The organism is Hyunsoonleella rubra (assembly GCF_042684665.1).
Lineage (GTDB): Bacteria > Bacteroidota > Bacteroidia > Flavobacteriales > Flavobacteriaceae > Jejuia > Jejuia rubra.
Window position 1 is genome coordinate 370,818 of record NZ_JBHULY010000039.1, and the last position, 24,342, is coordinate 395,159.

Genomic DNA, 24,342 nt, shown 5'->3' on the forward strand with positions numbered 1-24,342 from the left:
AGTACAGGCTTGATAGTTCCCAACCTATTATAATGTCATAATTGTTGATAATTTCTTTCAATACGCATAGATTTTCTGATATTTCAGATTAACTTTGAAGAGATTTTTTTATGAATTTATGTGGGTTAAGTTAATTATAACATTCATTACACTATTGTTGCTTTTCGATGAAACTTTTAAGGTAATTGAGAAAGTTAGTAGCAAGTATAAACGAAGGGTATTGTTAGCTTTTTTGATTGTTCTGTCAGTTTTGTCAATTTTTGATGTAGTCAATGAAGTTAATGAAGGTGATGAATTGATTGAAAAGGCAAATACAATAATTAGGCAGTCTGATACTTTGACTGTTAATACAAGGTTGATTGAAGAGGATTTAAGGAAAAATATTGAATCAGTAAAGGAAACAGGGAAAAGCCTCGCGAAAATTGATAGTGTTTTAAAAGGGGTGAGAGATAGTGTATCTGATCAAGTGGAAATTTTAAAAGGGGCTGTAGAAAAGTCGAAAGAATTAGTTAGATTGGAGGAGGTGAAATTTAGACAGAATGAAGCGAAATTAATAATAAATAGTAAAAAGGCATATCTAATTAGAGATACTATAAATAGCTCAATGTTAGAGTTTAAATATACCTTTGAAAACAAAGGGCAAAGAGATGCCAAAAATATCAAGCCAGTAGTAAAAATATACTATTATAGATCTTCAAAAGACGAACTCAATAGTATAAATATGAAAAGGATAAATGATCAAATTCTACCATTAAAGATGGCAAATAGCGATGGAATTGATCAATGGTTCTCGTTGAAAATTAACATAAATCCTAATGAATTAGATAAGGTGATATTTGTTTTGGGAATTAATTATACCGATGATTTTTCTTATAGAAGACTAAAAACATGTGCTTACTTAGTTGGGGAGAACTTAACGGAAGATACTATTGATTTGGTTTTATTAAATGATAGATATATGAGCAGATTATTAAATAAAAAACTTTCTGAAGATGCTCTCCATGATTATTTGATAGAACTCAAAAATTTATGAAGTAATATCACCCCATATACTTCCCCTTCTTGCCCCCTCATACATCCACATATTTTACCAAACGGGATTTAATTTTAATTTCTGAGTCATTTCGACGACAGGAGAAATCACATAATGCTTATCGCATCTGAGGATGAGATTCCTCACGTGCGTTCGGAATGACATTCGACTGTTATTTTGATTCAAGCTTAAATTTTGAAACCAAAAGATACTTGCTTTCTCAGGTATTTGTTACTTCATATACTTCCCTTTCTTACTCCCCTCATACATCACATATTTTACCAATCGGGATTCCAGTTTGGCATTATAGAGCTGTACTTTTTTAGAGGGACGGAGGCCAACGTGTTTTAAGGCTTCGAGGTTTGAGGTGATAAACCAGGCTTCTGTGCCGGGATAATTTCGTTTTAGGGTGTTGCCTATGTTTTGGTAGAATTCCTCCATATCCAAATTCAGGCGTTCGCCGTAGGGTGGGTTGAATAGCATGTGTAATTTTTCCTGTCCGCCTTTTTGGGTCTTAAAAAAATCCTCGTGCTTGATGGTTACAAAATCTTCGAGATTGGCATGTTTTACGTTCTCTTGGGCTTTACGTACGGCACTTGGGGCTTTGTCGTAACCAATAATTTGATGATGAAAATCCCGTGTTTTTTTCAAAAGCGATTCTTCTATTTTTTCAAATAAATCAACGTCCCAATCCTGCCAGCGCTCAAAGGCAAATTCCTTTCGCAACAGGTTTGGCGGAATATTGCAGGCAATCATTGCCGCCTCGATGGCGATGGTGCCCGAACCGCACATGGGGTCCATAAAATCGGATTGGCCGTCCCAACCCGATAACAGTATTAATCCTGCAGCCAATACTTCATTGATGGGTGCAATATTGGTAGCCATTTTGTACCCGCGCTTGTGCAGAGATTCACCTGAGGTATCTAAAGACACGGTGCATTCCTGCCTGGAGATGCGCACATTGATTTTTAAATCGGGGAACTTTAAATCCACATTGGGGCGTTGCCCTGTGTTTTCTCGAAAACGGTCAACAATGGCGTCTTTTGTTTTTTGGGCGATAAACAGGGAATGTTTAAACATTTCGGAATGTACCGTGGCATCCACTGCCAAAGAACCGGTGGGTTTTAAATACTCTTCCCAAGGTATGTTTTTGATCTGATCGTAAAGGTCGCTTTCGTTTCGAACACGAAAAGTTTTTATGGGTTTTAAAATTTTAATGGCGGTGCGTAACGCCAAATTGGCTTTGTACATAAAGCCTTTGTCGCCCACAAATTCAACAACACGCACGCCTTTTTTAACGTGCATTGCCCCAAGTTGGGTGAGTTCTTTTTCCAAAAGTTCTTCAAAACCAAATAAGGTTTTGGCTACCATGTTGAAATTTTCGGCCATAGTTTTCGTCCAAGTCTTAATAAGTGTTCCGTTATACCTCCCCTTTGGGGAGGTCGCAATTTCTTTTTTTAGAAATTGCGGGTGGGGCTATAAGATTGCAAAAATAGTGTAATTTTGCGGTCAATTTAAGGACGTGAGCGGATAAGTGGGTTAGGGATTGTAGCGGCATCCTTTTTTGCATATTGCAGTGACCTTTCGACTGCGCTCAAGGTGACATGCAAAAAAGATATAGCGGAAAGCCCGACCCCCGCCCAAAAGCGGGGGTAACCCCCAAAATAATATATGGCAGCAGAGACTACAACATGGTATAAATCGTGGTTTGATACGCGGTTTTACCATATTTTATACCGGGACAGGGATGCGACCGAGGCGCAGGTGTTTATGGATAACCTGACGCAGTATTTAAACTTGCCCGAGGGTGGGAGCATACTAGATTTGGCCTGTGGCAAAGGGCGACACTCTCGGTATTTGAACAAGTTGGGTTATGATGTGACAGGGATCGATTTGAGCGTGAATAGCATTGCGCATGCCAAACAGTTTGAAAACCACCGATTGAAGTTTGAGTTGCACGATATGTGCAGGCCCTATCCTAAACAGTTTGATGCGGTGTTTAATTTATTTACCAGTTTTGGGTATTTTGATAGGGACGAGGACAACCTGAACACGATTAAGGCCGTAAAGGCGGATTTGAACGCCACTGGTTTTGGAGTGATTGATTTTATGAACACGGATTTTGTGCTGGCCAATCTTGTGCCGGAGGATACTAAAACTGTGGATGGGATTACTTTTAATTTAAAGCGTTTTTTGAGGGATGGTTATATTATCAAGACGATTGATTTTGAAACGAACGGACAGGCTTATAGTTTTGAGGAAAGGGTAAAAGCGTTTACCTTAGCGGATTTTGAAATGATGTTTGAAGCGGCGGGAGTATATTTGCTGGATGTTTTTGGCGACTATAAATTGCGAAAATTTGATGCAGAGACTTCGGAGCGTTTGGTAATGATTTTTAAATAGGTCGATAATCGACATTTATTTATCTCACTCTTGTGGAGCGAAACCAAAAACTAGATTGAACTAAAATTTTAAATGAATAAATTTCTTTTTCCCATTTATGCTGTTATAGCTGGGGTTATTATTGCGAGGCTTACCAAGCATCAACGTACTTGGAACACTAAATTATTACTGTCCTTTAGTGGGGCCTTTTTATTAGCCTTAACACTTTTTGAATTGTTGCCAGAGGTTTATGACCATTTGGATACGAAGATGACGGGGCTGTTTATTATGTGCGGTATTCTGTTACAAATTGTTCTGGAACTATTCTCAAAAGGAGCGGAACATGGGCATGTACATATTCATAAATATGCAAAGGCATTTCCTTGGCTATTGTTTATTAGTTTGTGTATCCATAGTTTTTTGGAAGGTTTTCCCATTCATGAGGAAAACGATATGGTTTATGGGGTGTTGGTACATAAAATCCCGATTGCGGCACTTGTGAGTATTTATTTGTTTCGATCGGAATATAGTGTTGCCCAAATGGTTATGTTTTTAACCATATTTGCAGCAATGACCCCTTTAGGCACGTTGATTTCCAATACTTCTGATTTTAGTTTGCAATTGTCGCATAGCATTAATGCAATAGTTATTGGTATCTTTTTCCATATTTCCACCACCATTTTATTTGAAAGTGGTGAAGGGCATAAGTTTAACCTCGGGAAGTTTGTGGCTATTATTTTAGGAGTTGGGATTGCTTATTTTATATAAAGAGAAGCCTTTCCTTAACCCTTTCCATAGGAAAGGGAACTGTTGCGCTAAAGAGTCGCGCAAAGGCGCTAAGTCGCAAAGAGAATTTTAAATATTTTTAAAAGTTTGAGTGTTTCTTCCCCTTTGGGGAAGATTAAGAAGGGGCCTCTCTATGTTCAGCAAAGAAGAATCTCGCATATTACGACAAGAATTTTGGACCAGTTTTGGGAAATCCTTTCCTAGAAAATGGATATTGTACAATACCAAATTAAAGGGTCTTAGTTTCAAATTTCACTTTGATACCAAAAAGGCTTTGGTAGCGTTGGACTTGGAAGATGATTTAGAATTCAGAATCAAATATTGGGAAAAACTAGTGGCATTAAAGTCTATTTTAATGGATGATTATTTGCCCGATGCTATTTTTGAAGAAACCTATTTTTTGAAAAACGGAAAGGAAATCTCTAGAGTTTATGTGGCTTTGGAGCAAAAAGTGTCCATTCATAATAAGAACTCGTGGCGAGAAGTGATGGAATTTTTTAATGAAACCATGAGTTTGTTTGAAGACTTTTTTATGGAATATAAGGAAGTGATTGAGGGGTGACAACTTCATATGTTGTCATTCAGAAGGTTATTGAAATCAAAATATATTTTGATTGAAAATAGATAAACGAAGTTTACGACTGATGAATCTCACTCCGGTAGAAAGATTCTTCACTTAGTTCTGAATGACCAGTTTTCTTTTTATCATCAAACCATGTTAAAACACAGGTTTTAATCACCACAATTCCGTATTTTTGCACGAGCAAAAAATAGGCACTTCAAAATGCAAGAGAAACTCGCAAAAATCTTTTTTTCTACCCGACTTACAGCTATTTTATTTATTGTTTTTGCGGCCGCGATGGCTACCGGAACATTTTTGGATGCTGGGCAGGAAACATCGCCAACACCGTACACTCGGAATTTAATTTACAACGCCTGGTGGTTTGAGGCCATTATGGTGTTTTTTGTCATCAACTTTGCCGGGAATATTTTTAGGTTCAGACTTTACAAAAAAGAAAAGTGGGCTACTTTTATTTTGCACATTGCGTTTCTCTTTATTTTGATAGGTGCGTTCATCACGAGGTATGTGAGTTTTGAGGGGATGATGGGCATTCGCGAGGGAGCCACGGAAAATCAATTTTTGTCACAGAAAACTTATATTTCAGGTAATATCTATGGGGATTATGAGGTAAATGGCGTGAACCAAATGCGTGTGATTGAAGAGGAAGTAGATTTTTCCCCGAGATTGAACAACGATTTTAAGATTGAAACAGAATACAATGAACAGCCCATTACTATTGAACTGGAAAAGTTTATTGCAGGGGCGGAAGAGGATATCATCCCTAACGAAAATGGTGAATCCTATTTAAAGGTAGTAGAAGCAGGCGCTAATGGCCCGCACAATCACTTTTTAAAACTAGGTGAAGTTTCCAGTATTCATAATATTTTATTTGCTTTAAATAAACCAACCCAGGGCGCTATCAACATTACTTATGCTGGAGATTCCTTAACTATAAAATCTCCTTTTGAAGGCCAATATATGACAATGGCAACCCGGGCCCAGGGCAAACTTATTAAGGATAGTTTACAACCTTTGCATTTGCGTTCAAGATATGTGATTGGGAATATGCAAATGGTGTTTCCCAAACCCGTGACCAAGGGTGTTTTTGATGTTGTCCAAAAATCTCAAATGTTAAGGAATGATGATGACGGAGTGGTTTTAAAGATTTCTACAAACGGTGAAACAAAACGACTTGGGCTTTTGGGCGGACAGGGTAGGAGCAGCAACTATAAGCAAATTGAAGTAGGGGGATTAGAATTCGCTTTCCGTTACGGCTCCAAAGTTTTGGAATTACCTTTTTCCTTAAAGTTGAATGATTTTGAAGCCGAACGCTATCCTGGAACTGAAAATGGTTATTCTGCCTATTCCAGTGAAGTAACCGTTTTGGATGATGAAACAGGTAGTTACGATTATAAAATCTTCATGAACAATATTCTGGACCATAAGGGCTATAGATTCTTTCAATCTAGTTTTGATCCCGATGAAAAGGGAACAATTCTTTCAGTTAACCATGATTATTGGGGGACCTTGATTACCTATATTGGTTACATCATGCTCTATTTTGGGCTGATGGCGATTTTATTCAGCAAGGGTTCCCGGTTTGGGGATTTAAAAGAGCGTTTAAAAACCGTTAAAGCTAAAAAAGCTAAACTTTTAGGCGCCATAGCGTTATTGATTGGTATAAATGGATTTGCCCAAACTGCGGAGCAACATTCGGCGGATGACGGACATATCCATGCCCATCAATTCTCGAAGCCTACAAAGGTCCAGATTGATTCTGTTCTCAAGGCAAACATCACTCCAAAGGCCCATGCGGATGAATTTGGCCACTTGGTAATACAGGATTTAAGTGGGCGAATGATGCCGGTGAATACCTATGCTTCTGAGATGCTACGGAAGTTGAGCAAGCATGACAGCTATGAGAATTTTGATGCCAATCAGGTATTTTTGTCCATGCAGGAAAGTCCGCAATTGTGGTACAATGTGCCTATTATTTATTTGAAATTGAAAAAAGGCGATTCTATCAGGAGTTTGATTGGAACTGAAAAAGGCGAAAAATATGTTACGCTCTCCGATTTCTTTACCAATGATGGCCGTTATAAACTAGCTCCATTTTTGGATGAGGCTTATAAGGCACAAATACCTAATGGTTTTCAAAAGGAATTTAAAGAAACCGACCAACGTGTAAATTTGCTGTACAATACGATTCAAGGACGTTCATTAAAAATATTTCCGCTTCCCAATGATGATAACAACAAATGGGTTTCCAATTACGACTACCTTATGGACGGTTATAATGTAAAAGATTCTTTGTATGGCAATTTCATAAAAAATGGGTTTCGGGCGTATTTATTTAAAGTAAATGAAGGGAAACAAACTGGTGATTTTTCAGAAGCCTTAAAACTATTGGAAGCTTTTAAGAAAACCCAAAAACGTTATGGTGCTGCGGTGATGTTGAGCGATGACAAGATTAAAACCGAAGTATTGTACAATAAATATGATATTTTCAAAAAGCTGTTCAGTTGGTATATGTATGCCGGAACTTTACTTTTCGTCTTGCTAATTGTTCAAATATTTAATGACAGGAATAATGGTTTAAATATTATTGTCACAATTTTTAAATGGATTATTGTTGGGTTGTTTCTGTTGCATACTGCTGGTTTGATCGTGCGTTGGTATATTTCCGGACACGCACCCTGGAGCGATGCCTACGAATCCATGATTTATGTGGCTTGGTCAACCATGTTGTTCGGATTGATTACGGGAATCAGTAAATCCAAAAAACCCGAAAAAGGTACCTTAGGGGGAGTGATAACTTCTGTTATTATTCCGCTTTATGGTATTGTTAAAAGCAAGTCTTCAAACCTTACTATTGCCGCAGCCGCTTTTGTTACTTCTATGATTTTAATGATTGCGCATTGGAATTGGATGGATCCTGCTATTGCTAATCTGCAACCAGTGTTGAATAGTTATTGGTTAATGATCCACGTGGCGGTTATCGTGGCCAGTTATGGGCCTTTTACATTGGGTATGATATTGGGAGTGGTCGCATTACTTTTAATGGCTTTCACAACGGAGAAAAACAAAAAAGTGATGTCCTTGAATATTCAAGAGCTGACGATCATCAACGAAATGGCATTGACCGTTGGATTGGTAATGTTGACCATCGGGAACTTTCTGGGTGGCATGTGGGCCAATGAAAGCTGGGGGCGTTACTGGGGCTGGGACCCAAAGGAAACCTGGGCGCTTATCAGCATTATGATTTATGCCTTTGTGATCCATATGCGATTGGTACCTGGGCTTCGCGGACGCTGGTTTTTTAATTTGATGTCTATTGTCGCTTTCTCAAGTATTTTGATGACTTATTTTGGGGTGAACTTCTATTTGGCTGGATTGCATTCCTATGCCAGTGGCGACCAGATTGTGAGTTTGAAATTTATAGCCATTGCTTGCGTGTGTGTTGCCGTTCTTGGATTCTTTGCATATAGGGGTTATGCCAAGTACTATAAAAAATAAGCCGTCTCATTCAAATTAACTTTTCTTTGTATTGCATTTAATTGTTAATGCGAATCCCATAATTTTGCACAAAACAAAAAAATTATGGCAAGGTAATTATTTAAAGAATTCAAGGAGTTTGCGGTAAAAGGTAATATGATGGACATGGCCATCGGTATTATTATCGGTGCGGCATTTAATAAGGTCATCGATGTATTGGTGAAAAAGGTGTTGCTACCCCCTTTGTCTATGTTAACGAATGGAGTGAATTTTCAAAACAAGAAAATCATTTTACAGGAAGCTTCCAATGCTGCAGATGGTGCGGTCATCACTGAGGAGGTGGCTATCGGTTACGGTGCTTTAGGTGAAGCTTTTTTGGATTTTATCATTATCGGTTTCACAGTATTTATCGTCGTCAAATCCATGAACCGATTGAAAAAGAAAGCGCAAGATACCACGGACGATACGGTAGTGACACCGAAGGACATCGAACTATTAGACAAACTCACAAAACTGATGGAGGAGCAAAATGCCTTCTTGAAGTCTAAAAGCTAGTTTTAGATGTCTGTTTTTTCCTATTGAATACGTTGCTGATTTTATCAAAATAGATATCCTTAAAATTAGTAATCACTTGATCGGCTTTGGAGTAGTCTTGATTTTTGGAGTGAAAACTATCATAGCCAATGCAATAGATGCCTGCGGATTTGGCGGCTTGAATACCATTTGTAGAGTCTTCGATTACAATACATTCTTCTCTTTTGAATCCAGAAGCTTCTGCAGCTTTTTCAAAAATTTCAGGATGGGGTTTGGACTGTTTCAAATCACCACCACTTAATTTCGCCTTAAAGTAGGGGTTCAATTCAAAACGCTCAAAAATCATATTGATACTGGTCATGGCTGCCGAAGATCCTAAAACCAATATCAATCCATTATCATGATAGTTTTTTATTAAATCCAAGACTCCATCGATTAATTCCAAATCTGAATTTTTATCGAAAAATTGTTTGTAATGTTTACGTTTGATATCTACCAAGGCCTCAGGGCTTTCTTTTAAATTGAAATGGTCGCACAGACGTTTGCAAATATTTAAAGTAGATTGGCCAGTAAAGGAATCGTAAAGTTCTCTTGGAACGTCAATTCCTACTTCATCAAACATGTCATGGTAAGCTTTATGGTGCATGGGTTCACTGTCGATAATCACCCCGTCCATATCAAAAATAACAGCTTTTAGCATCCTATAAAGTTTTTGCGAAGATAGCCTAACTCTAAAACATCACCTAAAGAATTCATTTTGTAAATAGAAATTAATTCAACATCTTTGTTACATGATTGCATAAGTTGACTTCCGGCTATTTCGAGAACTGCCCTCGGGTATAAAAGACTGAACACTTTCGGTTTGGTTCAATGTTTATGTTTTAAACTATTCAAAATGCAATCAACATCAAATAAAATCACATTTAAACAATTTCTAAAGTATCTGAAAATTGCCATAACCGGTAAGGAACAAGAATTTACTTCTGGTAGTATTCGCAGGGCAGTTTTTATGCTGTCCATCCCTATGATTTTGGAAATGCTCATGGAGTCCATTTTCGCTATTGTGGACATCATGTACGTATCCCAGGTTAGCGTTAATGCCGTAGCTACTATCGGCCTCACTGAATCTGTAATTACGTTAGTGTATGCAGTGGCCATAGGGTTGAGTATGGCGGCCACGGCTATTGTTGCCAGAAGGGTGGGGGAAAAGGATATAAAAGGCGCCTCAACCGCGGCCGTTCAGGTTATATTTCTAGGTATAGCGGTAGCAGCAGTTATCAGTGTTATCGGAATAATTTATCCGAAGGAAATATTGGGGCTAATGGGTGGTGAGCCCGATTTAATTGAAGAAGGTTTTGGTTATACTAAAGTACTTTTAGGTGGTAACGTCACCATCATGCTCCTATTTTTAATCAATGCTATTTTTAGGGGAGCAGGGGATGCTTCTGTAGCTATGTGGACACTCGTGTTGTCCAATGGGCTAAACATAATTCTTGACCCTATTTTTATTTTTGGCTTTGGCCCAGTACCTGCCTTTGGAGTTGAAGGCGCGGCTATTGCCACAACCATTGGCAGGGGTACAGCAGTGGTATTTCAATTGGCAGTGCTGTTTTTCGGATTTAGTAAAATTAAGGTGGGTATTCGCGATTTAGTAGTGCAGTTGGGTGTTATGCTTAATCTCATAAAAGTGTCCCTTGGCGGTATCGGTCAGTTTTTAATTGGCACGTCGTCTTGGGTATTTTTAATGCGAATTATGAGTGAATTTGGTAGTGAAGTTTTGGCTGGCTATACCATTGCCATCCGTGTGATGATGTTCACATTAATGCCCGCATGGGGCATGAGTAATGCTGCAGCTACTTTGGTGGGACAAAACTTGGGAGCCCAGAAACCCGATCGTGCCGAAAAATCTGTTTGGAAAACCGGGAAGTACTGTGCCATTTTTATGGGGGCAGTGTCTATCATTTATTTGGTGTTTTCGCCACAGATTATTGCGTTGTTCAATCAAACTTCAGATGTCGTAAAATATGGAGGCCAGTGTTTGAGAGTGTTGGCCGCAGGTTATATTTTTTATGCATACGGTATGGTGGTTATCAATGCTTTCAATGGTGCGGGCGATACCAAAACACCAACTTACATTAACTTTGTGTGCTTTTGGCTATTGCAGTTGCCTTTTGCTTATTTAATGGCACTTACCCTAAATTTTGGACCATCAGGTGTATTTTGGGCAATTACCTTGGCGGAAGTATTGATAGCAGTAATTGCGATAGTTTGGTTCAAAAAAGGAAATTGGAAAAAGGTTCAAGTGTAAGTATGGCTAGTGAACTAATTGACCAAATAGGAAGACGGCTTAACCTTTCCGAACCTCCCAAAAGGATTGTTTCCTTGGTGCCAAGTCAAACCGAACTATTGTGTGATTTGGGTTTGGAAGACAGCATAGTTGGTGTTACAAAGTTTTGTGTTCATCCTAAACACGTAAAATCTAAGGCAAAAGTTATTGGTGGCACAAAACAGGTACATTTTGATAAAATCAAGGCGTTGCGACCGGATATCATTTTATGCAATAAGGAAGAGAATACAAAAGCAATAGTTGAAGTGTGCGGAACCATTTGCCCTGTTCACGTTTCGGATATTTTTAACTTGGACGATAGCTTAGAACTTGTAAAACAGTACGGACAATTGTTTATAAAGGAAGATGAAGCAAAAGTGCTGATTGATAAAATTCAGGGAGAAGCTTTGCGTTTTGAAAGTTTTATTGAAGACTATAAATCCCTAAAAACGGTTTATTTCATTTGGAAAAACCCTTGGATGGTAGCTGGTAAGTCAACATTTATTGACCATCTGATGGAATTGAACCGTTTTGAAAACTTTTATGGCGGTGAAAACCGCTACCCCGAAATCCAACTAAATATTGAAGAGGAAGTAGATTTAGTCTTGCTGTCCAGTGAGCCATTTCCGTTCAAGGAAGTACATATAAAAGAACTGCAAGAATTCTACCCAAATGCCAAAATCCTATTGGTAGATGGGGAATACTTCTCTTGGTATGGCTCAAGATTGGCGAAAGCTTTCGATTATTTTAAATCGCTTCGTTCCAATCTTTAGAATATTCAACTTTGGTAACATCGTCAACAAAGTTTGCAATTCTTTTTTCTAGTTCTTTTAAGCTCACTAACGGATTAACGTTGGCCTTGATTTTGCCAACTCTGCAAAAATGGGGGTTCATAATGTATTGTTTTTAAGTAAAGTACGAGAAAAAACGTCTTTTGGACGTGACGGAATTGTTAAGAAAACACTAAAGTTTTACGAAGCCTGTTGTTGCTGTTCTCTGTAAAGGTAATTGAGCTTGTTGATTTTATTGAGAAGTTTGATGGCTTTGTATTCCGAAAGATCACTTAAGGAGGCATCGGTCTGCCTAAAATTATAAGCCCGCTCCATTAGCCTTTTATACTTTTCGTTAAGTTTGATTTGGTGGCTTCTTATAATTTCAATTCTATTCATGACATGAAAATGAGAGTACCTAAATTTACAGTTTTTGTTGATAATTCAAAAAGAATTCACATCAAATTTAAAGATATTTTCAAAATATCAGCATATGATTTGAGGAAATGCATAATTATGATGCCACTAATCCTGAAGGGCAAATACCTTTTTCAATAAATCCGTAGTTCTTGAGCCTATTTTGTTCCTAATTTCCTTTTCCTCAACAGCTATCATAGTATACACGCCGTCCAACGCCTCGCTCGTAACATAATCCGTCAAATCCGGATTCACATCTTTGGTAAAAGGAATGTTGTTGTATTTGGTAATCAAATTACTCCAGATATCATCGGCACCCACTTTGCTAAACGAATTTTTAATCACGGGATTAAATTTGTCATACAGCGCAGTCTGCGTTCTTCCAGTTAAATATTGGGTAGCCGCATCATCATTACCTAAAAGAATCTTTTTGGCATCGTCAAAAGTGATGCCTTTCACAGCATTTACAAAAATTGGTGTAGCTTCTTTTACGGCGTCCTCGGCAGCACGGTTCAGAACTTTAAGCCCCTCGTCAGCTAACTTGCCCAAGCCGATGTCACGCAACGTTTTGTCTACTTTTTTAAGTTCTTCGGGCAAAAGGATTTTTACCAATTCATTGCGATAGAAACCATCCTTTTGGGTAAGCTTGGTGACCTGTTTGTCGATACCAAAATCCAAGGCTTGTCGCAGGCCAGAGGCAATATCGGCATTCGAAATAGTGCCTTCTTGTGGCAATTGGTCAATAACACCTTGCAGCTCGGCACACGCTGTTAAATTGAAAATAAAACAGACTAAAAAAAGTTTACGTATCATGGTATTGGGTTTTTGGTTTCAAATATAAGATTAAGCAAAGAAATGAAAAGACACCCAAAGTAAAATTTGAGTGTCTTAGCTATATGAATCACATGAATCTAATTAATCCCTCAATTAATTGGATTGCTTTACCAATAAATAAGACACAGCATTTTTTGAAGGGTCACAATTTTTTTTAATTATTTTTTGAAGCCGTGGAATTTGAAACTATTATTTGAGAAATACTATTTTAGCATAATTGTTGTTATGTAGAGGTTGTGTTTATATTGAACAAAAAAATGAATTTTAGAAAATCGTTTATTCGCTTAATTGCATTGTTGATACCAACAGTGATATTTGGCCAGATAAAAATTTCCGAAAATATCCAAACATCCTCAATTGCAAAGAACAATGAAAACGCCTTGTATTTCGTGGATTTTTGGGCTACATGGTGCGGGCCTTGCATTCATGCGTCCAAATATTTAAGTGCGTTACAAATGCAGTATCCTGATAACTTTTATATCCTTTCCTTGAGCCAAGAAAATCCGGATGTGGTCAAACGTTTTATGACCAAACACGAAATGGGGCTGGCGGTAGCGATTGATTACCAAGGCGAAACCTTTTCTAAATATCATATATCAAGTTTGCCTTATGGTATTCTTTTTAATGCGCAAGGTGAAACCTTGTGGGAAGGCCATCCAGCTGAATTTAAGGGCTACCATTTGGATGGCTATTTAAGCACGAACAAACAAAAAATATCTTTGGACAAGATGTTTTTGTTGCAAAACACTCCAAAAACATTCACCCAAAAAGAAGTTGTTTTCGAGAAGGAATTTGAAATCACAAAAATATCGGACTATCCAAATTTTGAAATAAAAAAACATACGGATTTCTTTGAATTAAAAGGCAGTTTACAAGCTATTTTGGCGTATTCGAGCCATACTTATCAAAAACAAATTGATGTACCGTCTAAGTTTAATCATTCCTATCGTGTAAGTTTTAAAAATGAAACAGATGTTTCCAGCAATCTATCCGAAAGGATTTTAAAAGCCTTAAAGTTGGAGTATTCCAGTGATCTAGCCAACGGAGAGGCATTGGTTTTGAACATTAAAAACGCACGGTTTTGGGATATCGATCAAATCGATTGGGGTAATGATTCTCCCCACTTTTTAATTGGGGATAGCGATTTAAAAGCGGATAATGTTTCACTGAATCAAGTGGGATATCAGTTGGCCAATCTTTTGGAAATCCCAGTGCTAATCAAAAATCAATCGGTTGCCAATGCTCTTCACGATTGGGAAATTCACTATAAATATTTCGAGTTAATGGCCTCGGGTTTAAGTGACACGTACGGTATCGAAGCGAAAAAGCAAGTGGCCACTTATCCAAAATATACCATAAAAAAGAAGGCACCTTAAAAAGGTGCCTTCCTGTCAACAAACTAAAACTTAATCCTAGGGATTTAGTTTCCGATAATTCTAAACTCGGTTCTTCTGTTTTTTCTGTGCTCACCTTCAGAACAGTCCACACCGTTGGAACAACGGTTTACCAATCTAGACTCACCATATCCTTTTGCAGATAATCTACTCCTAGAAATACCTTTTGATACTAAGTAATTTACAACGGAATTAGCACGTTGTTGCGATAAAGACATGTTGAAATCATCATTACCTCTAGAATCTGTATGAGACATTAGTTCAATACTAACAGGCTTGCTGTTTAATAATGGTAACAAAGTTTCATCAATAATTTTTTTAGAAGCTGGAGTGATACGAGCACTACCCAATTCATAGAAAATAGGTAATACATTAGCATTTAAAAGACCACAATCCACTTCTTCCCAAGTGGTTAACCCACCTTTTTTGGCTAATACAGTTCTGGTAACCGTTTTTGATTGGGCTGGAATAGTCACACTTTTAGTGGTTGCGGGAGTTGCCAATACCTGGCGCGTGATGGTTTTGTACTCAGCGGGAATTTCGATTTCGTCCATTCTTGAAGGTGTTTTAATCACACGCTTTTTGTAAGTAGTGCCACGTTCGGGTACAGGTACATTGCTAGTTGAGGCATCGCTAGAAAGTGTCGTAAAACTAACATCCCTAAACTGAGCTGGATACTCCACAAAACAGGCCACCATACAATCTTCTTTGTTTGGAGAATCACAGGCAGTTTCCCTGTATTCCCAACCAGAAGTTTTTGGGTAGGTTTCGAAAGTTCTTGAGTCCGAACCGAAAGATGCAGGAATAATGTTCAAATCGGTTCTTCCCTCTTTGCTTACATAAGGCACTTCAATAGTTTCGTAAGTAGCAGGCACGTAAACGAATTTTTTAGAAGCCTCTTTAATTAAAACACGTTCTTCAACGGTACGATAGGTGGCTGGCACCACTTCAAGCTTGGAATATGCTGGATACACCTCAATGGTTTCCTCAACAGTTTTGAACTCGTCTTTAGTGATACATTTCACATAACACTTTCCGGGATCTGGATTAGCAGGCAAGTTTTGGGCTTGGGTCAGTCCGATGCCCAACATAAAAACCAGGCATAAAATAAAATTTGATTTCATAAAATTTACAAATTAGTTAATGGTAATTTTTTCTTCTGTTTGTGAGACACACAGAAAATGACAAAGTCACGATTAACATTTGTGTATTTTATAAAAGCGAAAGTAAAAATATGTATTTCAGGTGTTTATGTGAAAATAACTGTCTTGTTATTATAGACCATTACCTTTCTATTGGCGTGAAGTTTTACGGCATTGGCCAAAACGATTTTTTCTAAATCCCGCCCTTTTGCAATTAAATCTGAAATGGAATGCGCGTGGGTTACCCGGGTAACATCCTGTTCGATAATTGGGCCAGCATCCAGTTCTTCTGTAACATAGTGGCTTGTAGCGCCGATAATTTTAACCCCACGTTTATAGGCGGAATGATAAGGTTTTGCACCAACGAAAGCCGGTAAAAATGAGTGGTGGATGTTAATGATTTTATTAGGATATTGATTGATGATTTTTTCAGAAACAATCTGCATATAACGCGCCAGAACAATAAAATCTACTTGATGTTCCTGAAGCAAAGCCAACTGCTGGTCTTCAGCCTCGCTTTTGGTGTCCTTAGTCACAGGAATATGATAAAACGGAATGTCAAAGTTATGGGCAATATGCTCTAAATCTTTGTGGTTACTCACAATAAAGGGGATTTCTAAATTCAGCTCACCCGAATTGTAACGTCCCAATAAATCATATAAACAATGGTCATATTTCGAAATGAACAGTGCCATTTTTGGTTTCTTTTCCGAAGAATATATACGCCATTTCATTTGAAATTTCTCAGCCAAGTCCCTTTTAAAACATTTCTTGAAGCTGTCAGTAGAAAACTCGTCGGAATCAAATTCACTTTCCAGACGCATAAAAAAGATATTCTGCTCACGGTCCACGTGCTGGTCTATATAAACAATATTGCCATCCTTTTTAGCAATAAAACTGGTAATGTTGGCAATAATTCCTGAGCGGTCCTTACAATGTATTAAAATGGTAATCTTATTCATATGAAATTCAAGTAGCTGACCGTCAAAATTAAATTAAAAATATCTTTAGGAAGTGTACCCTTAAATCTTTTAGATAATATTATGCAAACTCAATATTTTTTTGAATTATTCGTAAATTGCAAGCCATAATTTCAATATTTTTTCAGAATGACTCAACAATCCTCATATAGCCCAAAACATCCTATTCGTGTGGTAACCGCCGCATCGCTTTTTGATGGGCACGATGCGTCTATTAATATTATGCGCAGGATTATTCAGGCCACCGGAGTGGAGGTGATACATTTGGGCCATGACAGAAGTGTGGAGGAAGTTGTCAATACGGCCATTCAAGAAGATGTAAACGCCATTTGCATGACTTCGTATCAAGGGGGGCACAACGAGTATTTTAAATATATGTTTGACCTGCTGAATGAACGAGGCGCAGGCCATATTAAAATATTCGGCGGAGGTGGAGGTGTCATTCTTCCCTCTGAAATAAAAGATTTAATGCAGTATGGAATTGCGAGGATTTACTCCCCGGACGACGGTCGAGCCATGGGTTTGCAGGGGATGATTAATGACTTGGTTGAAAAGTCAGATGTTCCCCTTCCCGAAATTGATAGAAAAGATGATATTCTAGAAACTCTTGGCCAAAAGGATTCCAAAACCATTGCCAGGTTAATTTCACTTGCGGAAAACAATCACAATGCCTACCAAGCTATAATTACTCGTTTGAGTAAGAACACCTCCCCTTCAGGGAGGCAGGGAGGGGCTGTCCTCGGCATCACTGGAACTGGCGGTGCCGGTAAGTCCAGTTTAGTGGATGAATTGGTGAGACGTTTTCTGATTGATTTTCCAGAAAAAACCGTAGGCATAATTTCCGTTGACCCCTCAAAGCGCAAAACAGGTGGGGCTTTGTTGGGCGATAGAATCCGAATGAATGCTATCAATAATGAAAAGGTGTACATGCGTAGTTTGGCCACACGACAATCCAATTTGGCGCTATCAAAACATGTTGGGGAGGCCATTGAAGTGTTAAAACTCGCCGATTTTGATTTGATTATTTTGGAAACATCAGGCATTGGGCAAAGTGATACGGAAATTATTGAGCACTCCGATGTATCGCTTTACGTAATGACACCAGAATTTGGCGCGGCTACCCAATTGGAAAAAATTGACATGTTGGATTTTGCCGATTTAGTAGCCATCAACAAGTTTGATAAACGTGGAGCAAAAGATGCATTGCGAGATGTGAAAAAGCAGTATATGCGCAATAATAATCTATGGGATGTTGCCCAAGATGACTTGCCTGTTTTTGGGACTATCGCTTCACAATTCAACGATCCTGGGATGAACGCTCTCTATAAGGCGGTAATGGATACTTTAGTTGAAAAAGTTGGTTCGGATTTGAAATCTACATTTGAGGTTTCTGATACAATGAGTGAAAAAATATTCGTGATTCCTCCCTCTCGAACCCGATATTTATCCGAAATAGCTGAAAGTAATCGCGCCTATGATAAAGATGTTACAGTTCAAGTTGAGATTGCTCAAAAGCTTTATGGGATCTTTAAAACTATAGAATCCGTCCTTAATGTTGAAGGTAATGAAGCGAAGCGATCTTTTCTAGTCAAAAATGGACTAAATGAAAATGAGATTCTTCGCTTTGCTCTGAATGACGAAGGGCATGTCATTCCGACAGAAGGAGGTACGACTGACGAGGAATCTCAGAAACGACTAATAAATCTGCTGTTAAAAGAATTCGACAGGGCAAAAATGAATTTAAGTCCTCACAATTGGGACATAATATTAAGATGGAACGAAAAAGTAAATCGTTATAAAAACCTTGAGTACACCTTTAAGGTTCGTGATAAGGAAATTAAGATTGAAACGCATACTGAATCTTTGTCCCATACAAAAATTCCAAAGGTAGCTCTGCCAAAATACCAAGCTTGGGGTGATATTTTAAGATGGTGCTTACAGGAAAATGTACCAGGGGAGTTCCCATACACTTCTGGATTATATCCATTTAAAAGAACAGGGGAGGATCCTGCCCGAATGTTTGCTGGAGAAGGTGGCCCAGAACGTACCAATAAGCGTTTTCACTATGTAAGTGCTGGTATGCCGGCCAAACGTTTGTCTACCGCTTTTGATAGCGTAACATTATACGGCCACGACCCAGACAATCGCCCAGATATCTATGGGAAAATTGGTAACGCAGGGGTATCTATTTGCTGTTTGGATGATGCCAAAAAACTGTACTCAGGTTTTAATTTGGCCGATCCGATGACCTCGGTAAGTATGACCATAAATGGCCCTGCTCCCATGTTACTAGGGTTTTTTATGAATGCCGCCATTGACCAGCAATGCGAAATTTACATAAAGGAAAAAGGCCTTGAAGAGGAGGTTACTTCTAAAATTGAAAGTATTTATAAAGGCAAGGAACGTCCAAAATACAATGGTGAATTGCCTGATGGTAATGATGGCTTGGGATTGATGTTATTGGGTGTAACTGGAGACCAGGTTTTACCTAAAGGTGTTTATGAGGACATAAAAAGGAAAACCGTTTCGCAAGTAAGGGGGACGGTTCAGGCTGATATTCTTAAGGAAGACCAAGCTCAAAACACTTGTATTTTTTCTACGGAATTTGCGCTTAGGTTAATGGGCGATGTTCAGGAATATTTTATTGAAAATAACATTCGTAATTTTTATTCGGTATCTATTTCAGGGTATCATATTGCTGAGGCCGGAGCGAACCCTATAACCCAATTGGCGTTGACCTTGTCCAATGGTTTCACTTACGTAGAATATTATTTGAGTAGAGGGATGGACATCAATCAATTTGGGCCAAACCTATCCTTCTTTTTCTCGAATGGTATTGACCCAGAATATGCCGTAATTGGTAGAGTGGCCCGCAGGATTTGGGCAAAAGCGATGAAGCATAAATATGGTGCAAACCCAAGGGCGCAGATATTGAAATACCATATTCAGACCTCGGGAAGGAGTTTGCATGCCCAAGAAATTGATTTTAATGACATCCGAACTACGCTTCAGGCGCTGTACGCGATTTATGATAATTGCAATTCCCTTCACACTAATGCTTATGATGAGGCTATCACTACTCCGACTGAGGAATCCGTTCGGCGTGCCATGGCTATTCAATTGATTATCAATAAGGAATTGGGGCTAGCTAAAAATGAGAATCCCATCCAAGGGGCTTTTATCATTGAAGAATTGACGGATTTGGTTGAGGAAGCTGTTTTGGTAGAATTCGATAGGATTACTGAACGCGGAGGTGTTTTAGGTGCTATGGAAACGATGTACCAGCGTTCAAAAATCCAAGAGGAAAGTTTGTATTATGAAACGTTGAAACACAGTGGCAAGTTTCCAATTATTGGAGTCAATACCTTTTTAAGCAGTAAGGGATCACCAACAGTTTTGCCTGCGGAAGTGATTCGGGCCACCGAGGAGGAAAAGCAGCTTCAAATCCAAACTTTGGAACATCTTCATAAAGCAAATGATACGGAGCAACTGCTCAAAAACCTTCAAAATACAGCTGTTCAAAATGAAAATATTTTTGAAACACTGATGGAGGTTTGCAAAGTGTGCTCTCTTGGCCAAATCACTAAAGCATTATTTGAGGTGGGAGGGCAGTATCGGAGGAATATGTAAATTCTGGATTATTCTGGTATTTTGAACGCAACCTTTTGATAGTGGAGCCATCTTTAAGGAACAAAACTGGTTAAAAATGAAAAGTATTCTACATTTATTCCTAATCGCGTCGTTATCTATGGCTTGCACCTCGGATCATGGCAGGCCAACTCCAGATAACGAACTCATTGGAAAATGGAAATTGATAGAACAATTGGTCGACCCTGGAGATGGTAGTGGTACATTTCAGCCAATAGAAAGCGATAGGGTTATTCAGTTTTTTAGTGATGGCACCGTTGAAGTTAACGGTGTGCTTTGTTTTATGTCCAGTGAGGTCGGGGATGCTGAAACCGGGACTTATGAAATCACTGGTGATAATACCGCAGATACAACCTATGAAGGGGAAATTATTCCAAACACATGTAATTCGCGTTCTGCCAAAGTATTTTTTAACCTGCCTTTGGATGGTAATTTGATTTTATGGTATTTATGTATTGAACCTTGCGGTCAAAAATTCGAGAAAGTTGACTAGCTTACAGCGTCAACATCCAATTATGCTGTAGTTTCTTGAACTTCTTCAATTCTCGTCTTAAAACGGGTAAAAAATCTTTACCGTTGCTGTTGCTTTTTTCTAGACGATATGAGTTTTTGTAAAGAGTATTGGTCAATCGTCTTAAAGACGCAACATGGCGATGTTTTCTTTCAGAATAGCGTTCGCGCTCAGCACTTTCGATTTCAGGCGCCAATGATACAGACTGTTGTATGATGTCTCCAGTAAAATAAATATGTGTGTCTTCTGAACCATCTTCTTTTAGGGAAGATAGGTCCTCATTTAAGTATGAAGAGATGCTTTGAGACAGGGTAAAAATCTCGATAGCTTTTTGATAAATCGGTAATTCCGATAGATTTACTGGGGTTTTATGGCTCATGACACAAAATTTCTTAGCAATTACCCAAAATTAACCACAAGAAATGAGATTCAACTTTAATATTTAAAGTAATTCTGTATTTTTGCTTTAGTTTTTATGTTTTTGGTAGTAAATAATATTAAGATGCACATCGACGAACTTAATTCTAAAATTTTAAAATGTTTGCAGGACAATGCTAGGCAGTCCAATGCCGAAATTGGAAGGCAAGTGGGCATTAGTTCGCCAGCCGTATCAGAGCGTATTAAAAAAATGGAGGACTTGGGAATTATAGAGGGTTATAAAGCGTTGGTTTCCCCCTTTGAAATTGGTTATCAACTCAAGGCCATAATCACCTTGCGCGCCTTTATGGGGAAACTAAAACCTTTTTTAGAAAAGGTAAAAACCTTTGATGAAGTGGTAAATTGTTATCGCATTACAGGTGACGAAAATATTGTAATGGAAGTTGTGCTTAAAAATCAAAAGCATTTGGAGGCTTTCATTGATAATCTAATTATTTATGGTGAATCTAAAACGCAGATTGTGCTGTCAAGAGTTGTGAAGCAAAAGACAATTAAGCTACCTGGCTAAATAAACTATTCTTTAATACGCCAAGGCGGATTCCTTCTGTTATCTCCCGCGAAATATAATATAATGTGGTTCCCATCAGGGTCATTCAAACTGGCCTCCCTCCAAAGCCAAGGTTGATCTTCGGGCAGGCTTTCAAAGGCAATGCCTTTTTCCTGAAGTTGAGCGACCAATTCATCCAAATTCTCATCTTCGAAATAGATAGAAACACCAGTTCCTTTTGGCAGTTGCTCTATCAAATGAATAGAAAACGTTGCACTACCATTAGGGCTTTCAAAGCGAGCGTACTTTGGTAGGGCTTCAACAATTAATTTTAAACCTAAGGCTTTATAAAAACCAATGGATTTTTCAACATTTAATGACGGAACAGTAATTTGGTTCAGATTCATAACTCAACTAACAAATGTTGACTCAATGTGCTCAGTAATTTGTTTAGCATGGATGCGGCTATTTTCTATAAACCATTTATGGGTTTCCATACCACCACAAATCACGCCAGCCAAATACACGCCCTCCACATTACTTTCCATGGTCTCTTTATTATACTTTGGCAAACGTTTTTCGTCATCCGACTGCTCTATCCCAATTTGGTTTAACAACTCAAAATTTGGTTTATATCCAGTCAGCGCCACCACATAATCGTTGGGGATGGTCTTTAACCCTTTGGGCGTTCTAAAAGTAAGTTCGTCTTCCTTTATTTCAGTAATTTCAGCATTAAAATAGGCTTTAATACTGCCTTCTTCAATGCGATTGATAATATCGGGGCGCACCCAATATTTTACGCGTTCGCCAATGGCTTCACCTCGAACAATCATGGTGACATTACCTCCTTTGCGCCAAATTTCTAAAGCGGCATCAACAGAGGAATTGCTCGCTCCAACAACCACAATATCCTGCATGGCATAAGGGTGCGCTTCTTTGTAATAATGGGTGACTTTTGGTAAATCTTCACCAGGAACATTCAACAAATTTGGAATGTCATAAAAGCCCGTAGCCAAAATGAGTTTCTTTCCTTGATATGAAGATCTATCCGTTGTTACGGAAATGTAGTCCGCTTTCTTTTCAAGGGATAAAACGGTTTCATATAAATTAATATTGATGCTATTTGAAGTGGAGACCCGTCGATAATATTCCAAAGCTTCATCACGATTGGGTTTTGGATTTTTGCTGATAAAAGGGATGCCATCGATTTCCAATTTTTCCGAAGTGGAAAAGAACGTCATGTTTTTAGGGTAGTTGAAAAGAGAGTTGGTCAAGGCTCCCTTTTCGATTATTAAATAGTCCCAATTTCGTTTTTTACATTCTAATGCGCAAGCAATCCCAATGGGGCCTCCGCCGATAATTATGACATCTTTCATCGTAATAGTTTCTTTTCTCCTTTTAAATAGCTTTTCAAAAAGAACAATAAAAATACGCAAATAGCGCCTATTGCGGTAATGATGTACCAAGTATTATCGTAGTCTAGATCAGCCACCATTTCCATGCCGATTTTATGGCTAAAAATGTGCGATAGTGAAAACGAAATCGTGTATAATGCCATATATTCACCTTGATTGCCCTTGCTTGCACGTTCATAGGCAAAGGCATTTGAAAACGGGAATGCTATCATTTCGCCGATGGTCATCAATAGCATTCCAATGATGAGTACCCCAGACCAAGGTGTAAAATTAAGCACCAAAAAACTCAACGTAGTTAAAAGCGCACCGATCAATATCAAAGTCATCTTTGATAAACCGCTCTTTTCCAGCCAACTGATGAGAGGCATTTCCAAAAGGAAAATAACAAAACCGTTCATTCCCAAAAGCAATCCGATTTCAAACTCGCTCAACACATGCCTGTCGCGATAATACAAAGGCATGGTTGAGAAATATTGCAAAAAGATAAATCCAAACAAAAACATGGCACCCAAAAATATCACGAAGGCCTTATCGGCGTAAGCCGATTCGGGATGTTCCACTTTCACCACATCCAAAACTTTGGATTTTTTAGGATTCAAAACAAGTACCAAAACAACGGTTGCCAAAATACAGGTGATACCGTCCACCCAAAACAACCCCGAGTATCCAATGGAAGTAATAATGATACCGCCAACGGCAGGCCCCGCCGAAAATCCCAAGTTTATTGCCAATCGAATCAGTGTTACGCTCCGTGTTTTATTTTCAGGTTTGCTATACGCACTTAATGCCACAAACATCGCGGGGCGAAACATATCGGCCACAACCATCACCAAAAATATCCCAAGGCAAAGCGCATAAAATGTATTTAAAAACTGCAATGCAATAAACAAAACACCTGTGCTTATCAAACTCCTCACCATCACTTTATAGTAGCCAATAACGTCAGTAAGCTTGCCACCCAACCATGACCCAACTACCGACCCCAGCCCAAAACAAGCCATAACCGTACCCACATTACTTAGCGTAAAATCCAGGTCCTCGGTTAAATACAAAGACAAAAAAGGAATGACCATGGTGCCAGCCCGATTAATCAAGGTGATTAATGACAACCACCAAACTTCCCGCGAAAGCCCGTTAAATGTGTTCAAGTAATTGTGAAATAGTTTTCCCATGAGTTCTAAGTGTTTG

At 38.5% G+C, this 24,342-nt stretch carries 22 protein-coding genes and 1 pseudogene; 12 read left to right on the forward strand and 11 right to left on the reverse strand.

Going from position 1 to position 24,342, the window contains the following annotated elements; genetic code table 11:
• Window positions 1-94: 94 nt before the first annotated feature.
• The gene (locus ACFSR8_RS15995; RefSeq protein WP_380293868.1) at window positions 95-1,033 is read left to right on the forward strand and encodes a hypothetical protein; all 939 of its coding nucleotides are present in this window, start codon (window positions 95-97) and stop codon (window positions 1,031-1,033) included.
• A gap of 231 nt (window positions 1,034-1,264) precedes the next feature.
• Here the strand turns inward: ACFSR8_RS15995 and ACFSR8_RS16000 are convergent, their stop codons facing one another.
• Complete coding sequence (locus ACFSR8_RS16000; protein WP_380293870.1) at window positions 1,265-2,422, reverse strand: THUMP domain-containing class I SAM-dependent RNA methyltransferase; 1,158 nt, start codon at window positions 2,420-2,422, stop codon at window positions 1,265-1,267.
• 282 nt (window positions 2,423-2,704) lie between these two features.
• Between ACFSR8_RS16000 and ACFSR8_RS16005 the strand changes: the two genes are divergently transcribed.
• From ACFSR8_RS16005 to mscL, 5 genes and pseudogenes are all read left to right on the forward strand, one after another.
• Window positions 2,705-3,436 carry a class I SAM-dependent methyltransferase gene (locus tag ACFSR8_RS16005; RefSeq protein WP_380293872.1) on the forward strand — a complete coding sequence of 244 codons (732 nt, stop codon included), beginning with the start codon at window positions 2,705-2,707 and terminating at the stop codon, window positions 3,434-3,436.
• Between the two features lie 72 nt (window positions 3,437-3,508).
• A complete protein-coding gene (locus ACFSR8_RS16010) occupies window positions 3,509-4,183 on the forward strand; it encodes a ZIP family metal transporter (protein WP_380293874.1) in 675 nt (224 codons plus the stop codon).
• 151 nt (window positions 4,184-4,334) lie between these two features.
• Window positions 4,335-4,763 carry a DUF4268 domain-containing protein gene (locus ACFSR8_RS16015; protein WP_380293876.1) on the forward strand — a complete coding sequence of 143 codons (429 nt, stop codon included), beginning with the start codon at window positions 4,335-4,337 and terminating at the stop codon, window positions 4,761-4,763.
• Window positions 4,764-4,985: 222 nt separating this feature from the next.
• Window positions 4,986-8,279: a cytochrome c biogenesis protein CcsA gene (gene ccsA, locus ACFSR8_RS16020; RefSeq protein ID WP_380293878.1), complete on the forward strand. Its 3,294-nt coding sequence runs from the start codon at window positions 4,986-4,988 to the stop codon at window positions 8,277-8,279.
• A gap of 96 nt (window positions 8,280-8,375) precedes the next feature.
• Window positions 8,376-8,813: pseudogene (mscL, locus tag ACFSR8_RS16025) on the forward strand (large conductance mechanosensitive channel protein MscL); the annotation flags it as partial.
• Here mscL and ACFSR8_RS16030 read toward each other — a convergent pair.
• The gene (locus tag ACFSR8_RS16030) at window positions 8,803-9,492 is read right to left on the reverse strand and encodes an HAD family hydrolase (protein ID WP_380293880.1); all 690 of its coding nucleotides are present in this window, start codon (window positions 9,490-9,492) and stop codon (window positions 8,803-8,805) included. The pseudogene mscL and the gene ACFSR8_RS16030 overlap by 11 nt on opposite strands.
• Before the next feature lie 195 nt (window positions 9,493-9,687).
• On the opposite strand from ACFSR8_RS16030, the gene ACFSR8_RS16035 reads away from it, so the two are divergent.
• The gene (locus ACFSR8_RS16035; protein ID WP_380293882.1) at window positions 9,688-11,100 is read left to right on the forward strand and encodes an MATE family efflux transporter; all 1,413 of its coding nucleotides are present in this window, start codon (window positions 9,688-9,690) and stop codon (window positions 11,098-11,100) included.
• A gap of 2 nt (window positions 11,101-11,102) precedes the next feature.
• Window positions 11,103-11,891 carry an ABC transporter substrate-binding protein gene (locus ACFSR8_RS16040; protein ID WP_380293884.1) on the forward strand — a complete coding sequence of 263 codons (789 nt, stop codon included), beginning with the start codon at window positions 11,103-11,105 and terminating at the stop codon, window positions 11,889-11,891.
• On the opposite strand, the gene ACFSR8_RS16045 is transcribed toward ACFSR8_RS16040, so the two are convergent.
• From ACFSR8_RS16045 to ACFSR8_RS16055, 3 genes are all read right to left on the reverse strand, one after another.
• Window positions 11,866-12,012, reverse strand: a complete 147-nt coding sequence (locus tag ACFSR8_RS16045; RefSeq protein ID WP_380293886.1) for a hypothetical protein — start codon at window positions 12,010-12,012, stop codon at window positions 11,866-11,868. The genes ACFSR8_RS16040 and ACFSR8_RS16045 overlap by 26 nt on opposite strands.
• A gap of 77 nt (window positions 12,013-12,089) precedes the next feature.
• Window positions 12,090-12,287 carry a Lacal_2735 family protein gene (locus ACFSR8_RS16050; protein WP_380293888.1) on the reverse strand — a complete coding sequence of 66 codons (198 nt, stop codon included), beginning with the start codon at window positions 12,285-12,287 and terminating at the stop codon, window positions 12,090-12,092.
• Window positions 12,288-12,413: 126 nt separating this feature from the next.
• Window positions 12,414-13,118 carry a DUF4197 domain-containing protein gene (locus tag ACFSR8_RS16055; protein WP_380293890.1) on the reverse strand — a complete coding sequence of 235 codons (705 nt, stop codon included), beginning with the start codon at window positions 13,116-13,118 and terminating at the stop codon, window positions 12,414-12,416.
• A 278-nt stretch (window positions 13,119-13,396) separates the two neighbouring features.
• On the opposite strand from ACFSR8_RS16055, the gene ACFSR8_RS16060 reads away from it, so the two are divergent.
• A complete protein-coding gene (locus tag ACFSR8_RS16060; RefSeq protein ID WP_380293892.1) occupies window positions 13,397-14,515 on the forward strand; it encodes a TlpA family protein disulfide reductase in 1,119 nt (372 codons plus the stop codon).
• Window positions 14,516-14,559: 44 nt separating this feature from the next.
• Here the strand turns inward: ACFSR8_RS16060 and ACFSR8_RS16065 are convergent, their stop codons facing one another.
• Both ACFSR8_RS16065 and purU read right to left on the reverse strand, forming a co-directional pair.
• Window positions 14,560-15,657 carry an OmpA family protein gene (locus ACFSR8_RS16065; RefSeq protein ID WP_380293894.1) on the reverse strand — a complete coding sequence of 366 codons (1,098 nt, stop codon included), beginning with the start codon at window positions 15,655-15,657 and terminating at the stop codon, window positions 14,560-14,562.
• A 125-nt stretch (window positions 15,658-15,782) separates the two neighbouring features.
• Entirely contained in the window at window positions 15,783-16,637 is an 855-nt protein-coding gene (purU, locus tag ACFSR8_RS16070) for a formyltetrahydrofolate deformylase (RefSeq protein ID WP_380293896.1), read from the reverse strand.
• A gap of 147 nt (window positions 16,638-16,784) precedes the next feature.
• Here purU and ACFSR8_RS16075 point away from each other — a divergent pair, with 147 nt between their 5' ends.
• Both ACFSR8_RS16075 and ACFSR8_RS16080 read left to right on the forward strand, forming a co-directional pair.
• Window positions 16,785-20,285 carry a methylmalonyl-CoA mutase family protein gene (locus tag ACFSR8_RS16075; RefSeq protein ID WP_380293898.1) on the forward strand — a complete coding sequence of 1,167 codons (3,501 nt, stop codon included), beginning with the start codon at window positions 16,785-16,787 and terminating at the stop codon, window positions 20,283-20,285.
• Between the two features lie 76 nt (window positions 20,286-20,361).
• Entirely contained in the window at window positions 20,362-20,796 is a 435-nt protein-coding gene (locus ACFSR8_RS16080) for a lipocalin family protein (protein WP_380293900.1), read from the forward strand.
• Window position 20,797: 1 nt separating this feature from the next.
• On the opposite strand, the gene ACFSR8_RS16085 is transcribed toward ACFSR8_RS16080, so the two are convergent.
• On the reverse strand, window positions 20,798-21,193 hold the full coding sequence (locus ACFSR8_RS16085) for a hypothetical protein (protein ID WP_380293902.1): 396 nt from the start codon (window positions 21,191-21,193) through the stop codon (window positions 20,798-20,800).
• A 123-nt stretch (window positions 21,194-21,316) separates the two neighbouring features.
• Between ACFSR8_RS16085 and ACFSR8_RS16090 the strand changes: the two genes are divergently transcribed.
• A complete protein-coding gene (locus tag ACFSR8_RS16090; RefSeq protein ID WP_380293904.1) occupies window positions 21,317-21,760 on the forward strand; it encodes an Lrp/AsnC family transcriptional regulator in 444 nt (147 codons plus the stop codon).
• A 5-nt stretch (window positions 21,761-21,765) separates the two neighbouring features.
• Here the strand turns inward: ACFSR8_RS16090 and ACFSR8_RS16095 are convergent, their stop codons facing one another.
• From ACFSR8_RS16095 to ACFSR8_RS16105, 3 genes are read right to left on the reverse strand one after another with little or no spacing between them, the layout of a single operon-like run.
• Window positions 21,766-22,146 carry a VOC family protein gene (locus ACFSR8_RS16095; protein WP_380293906.1) on the reverse strand — a complete coding sequence of 127 codons (381 nt, stop codon included), beginning with the start codon at window positions 22,144-22,146 and terminating at the stop codon, window positions 21,766-21,768.
• Between the two features lie 3 nt (window positions 22,147-22,149).
• Window positions 22,150-23,115, reverse strand: a complete 966-nt coding sequence (locus tag ACFSR8_RS16100; RefSeq protein ID WP_380293908.1) for a YpdA family putative bacillithiol disulfide reductase — start codon at window positions 23,113-23,115, stop codon at window positions 22,150-22,152.
• Window positions 23,112-24,326: an MDR family MFS transporter gene (locus ACFSR8_RS16105; RefSeq protein ID WP_380293910.1), complete on the reverse strand. Its 1,215-nt coding sequence runs from the start codon at window positions 24,324-24,326 to the stop codon at window positions 23,112-23,114. The genes ACFSR8_RS16100 and ACFSR8_RS16105 overlap by 4 nt, the downstream gene beginning before the upstream one ends.
• Window positions 24,327-24,342 lie beyond the last annotated feature (16 nt).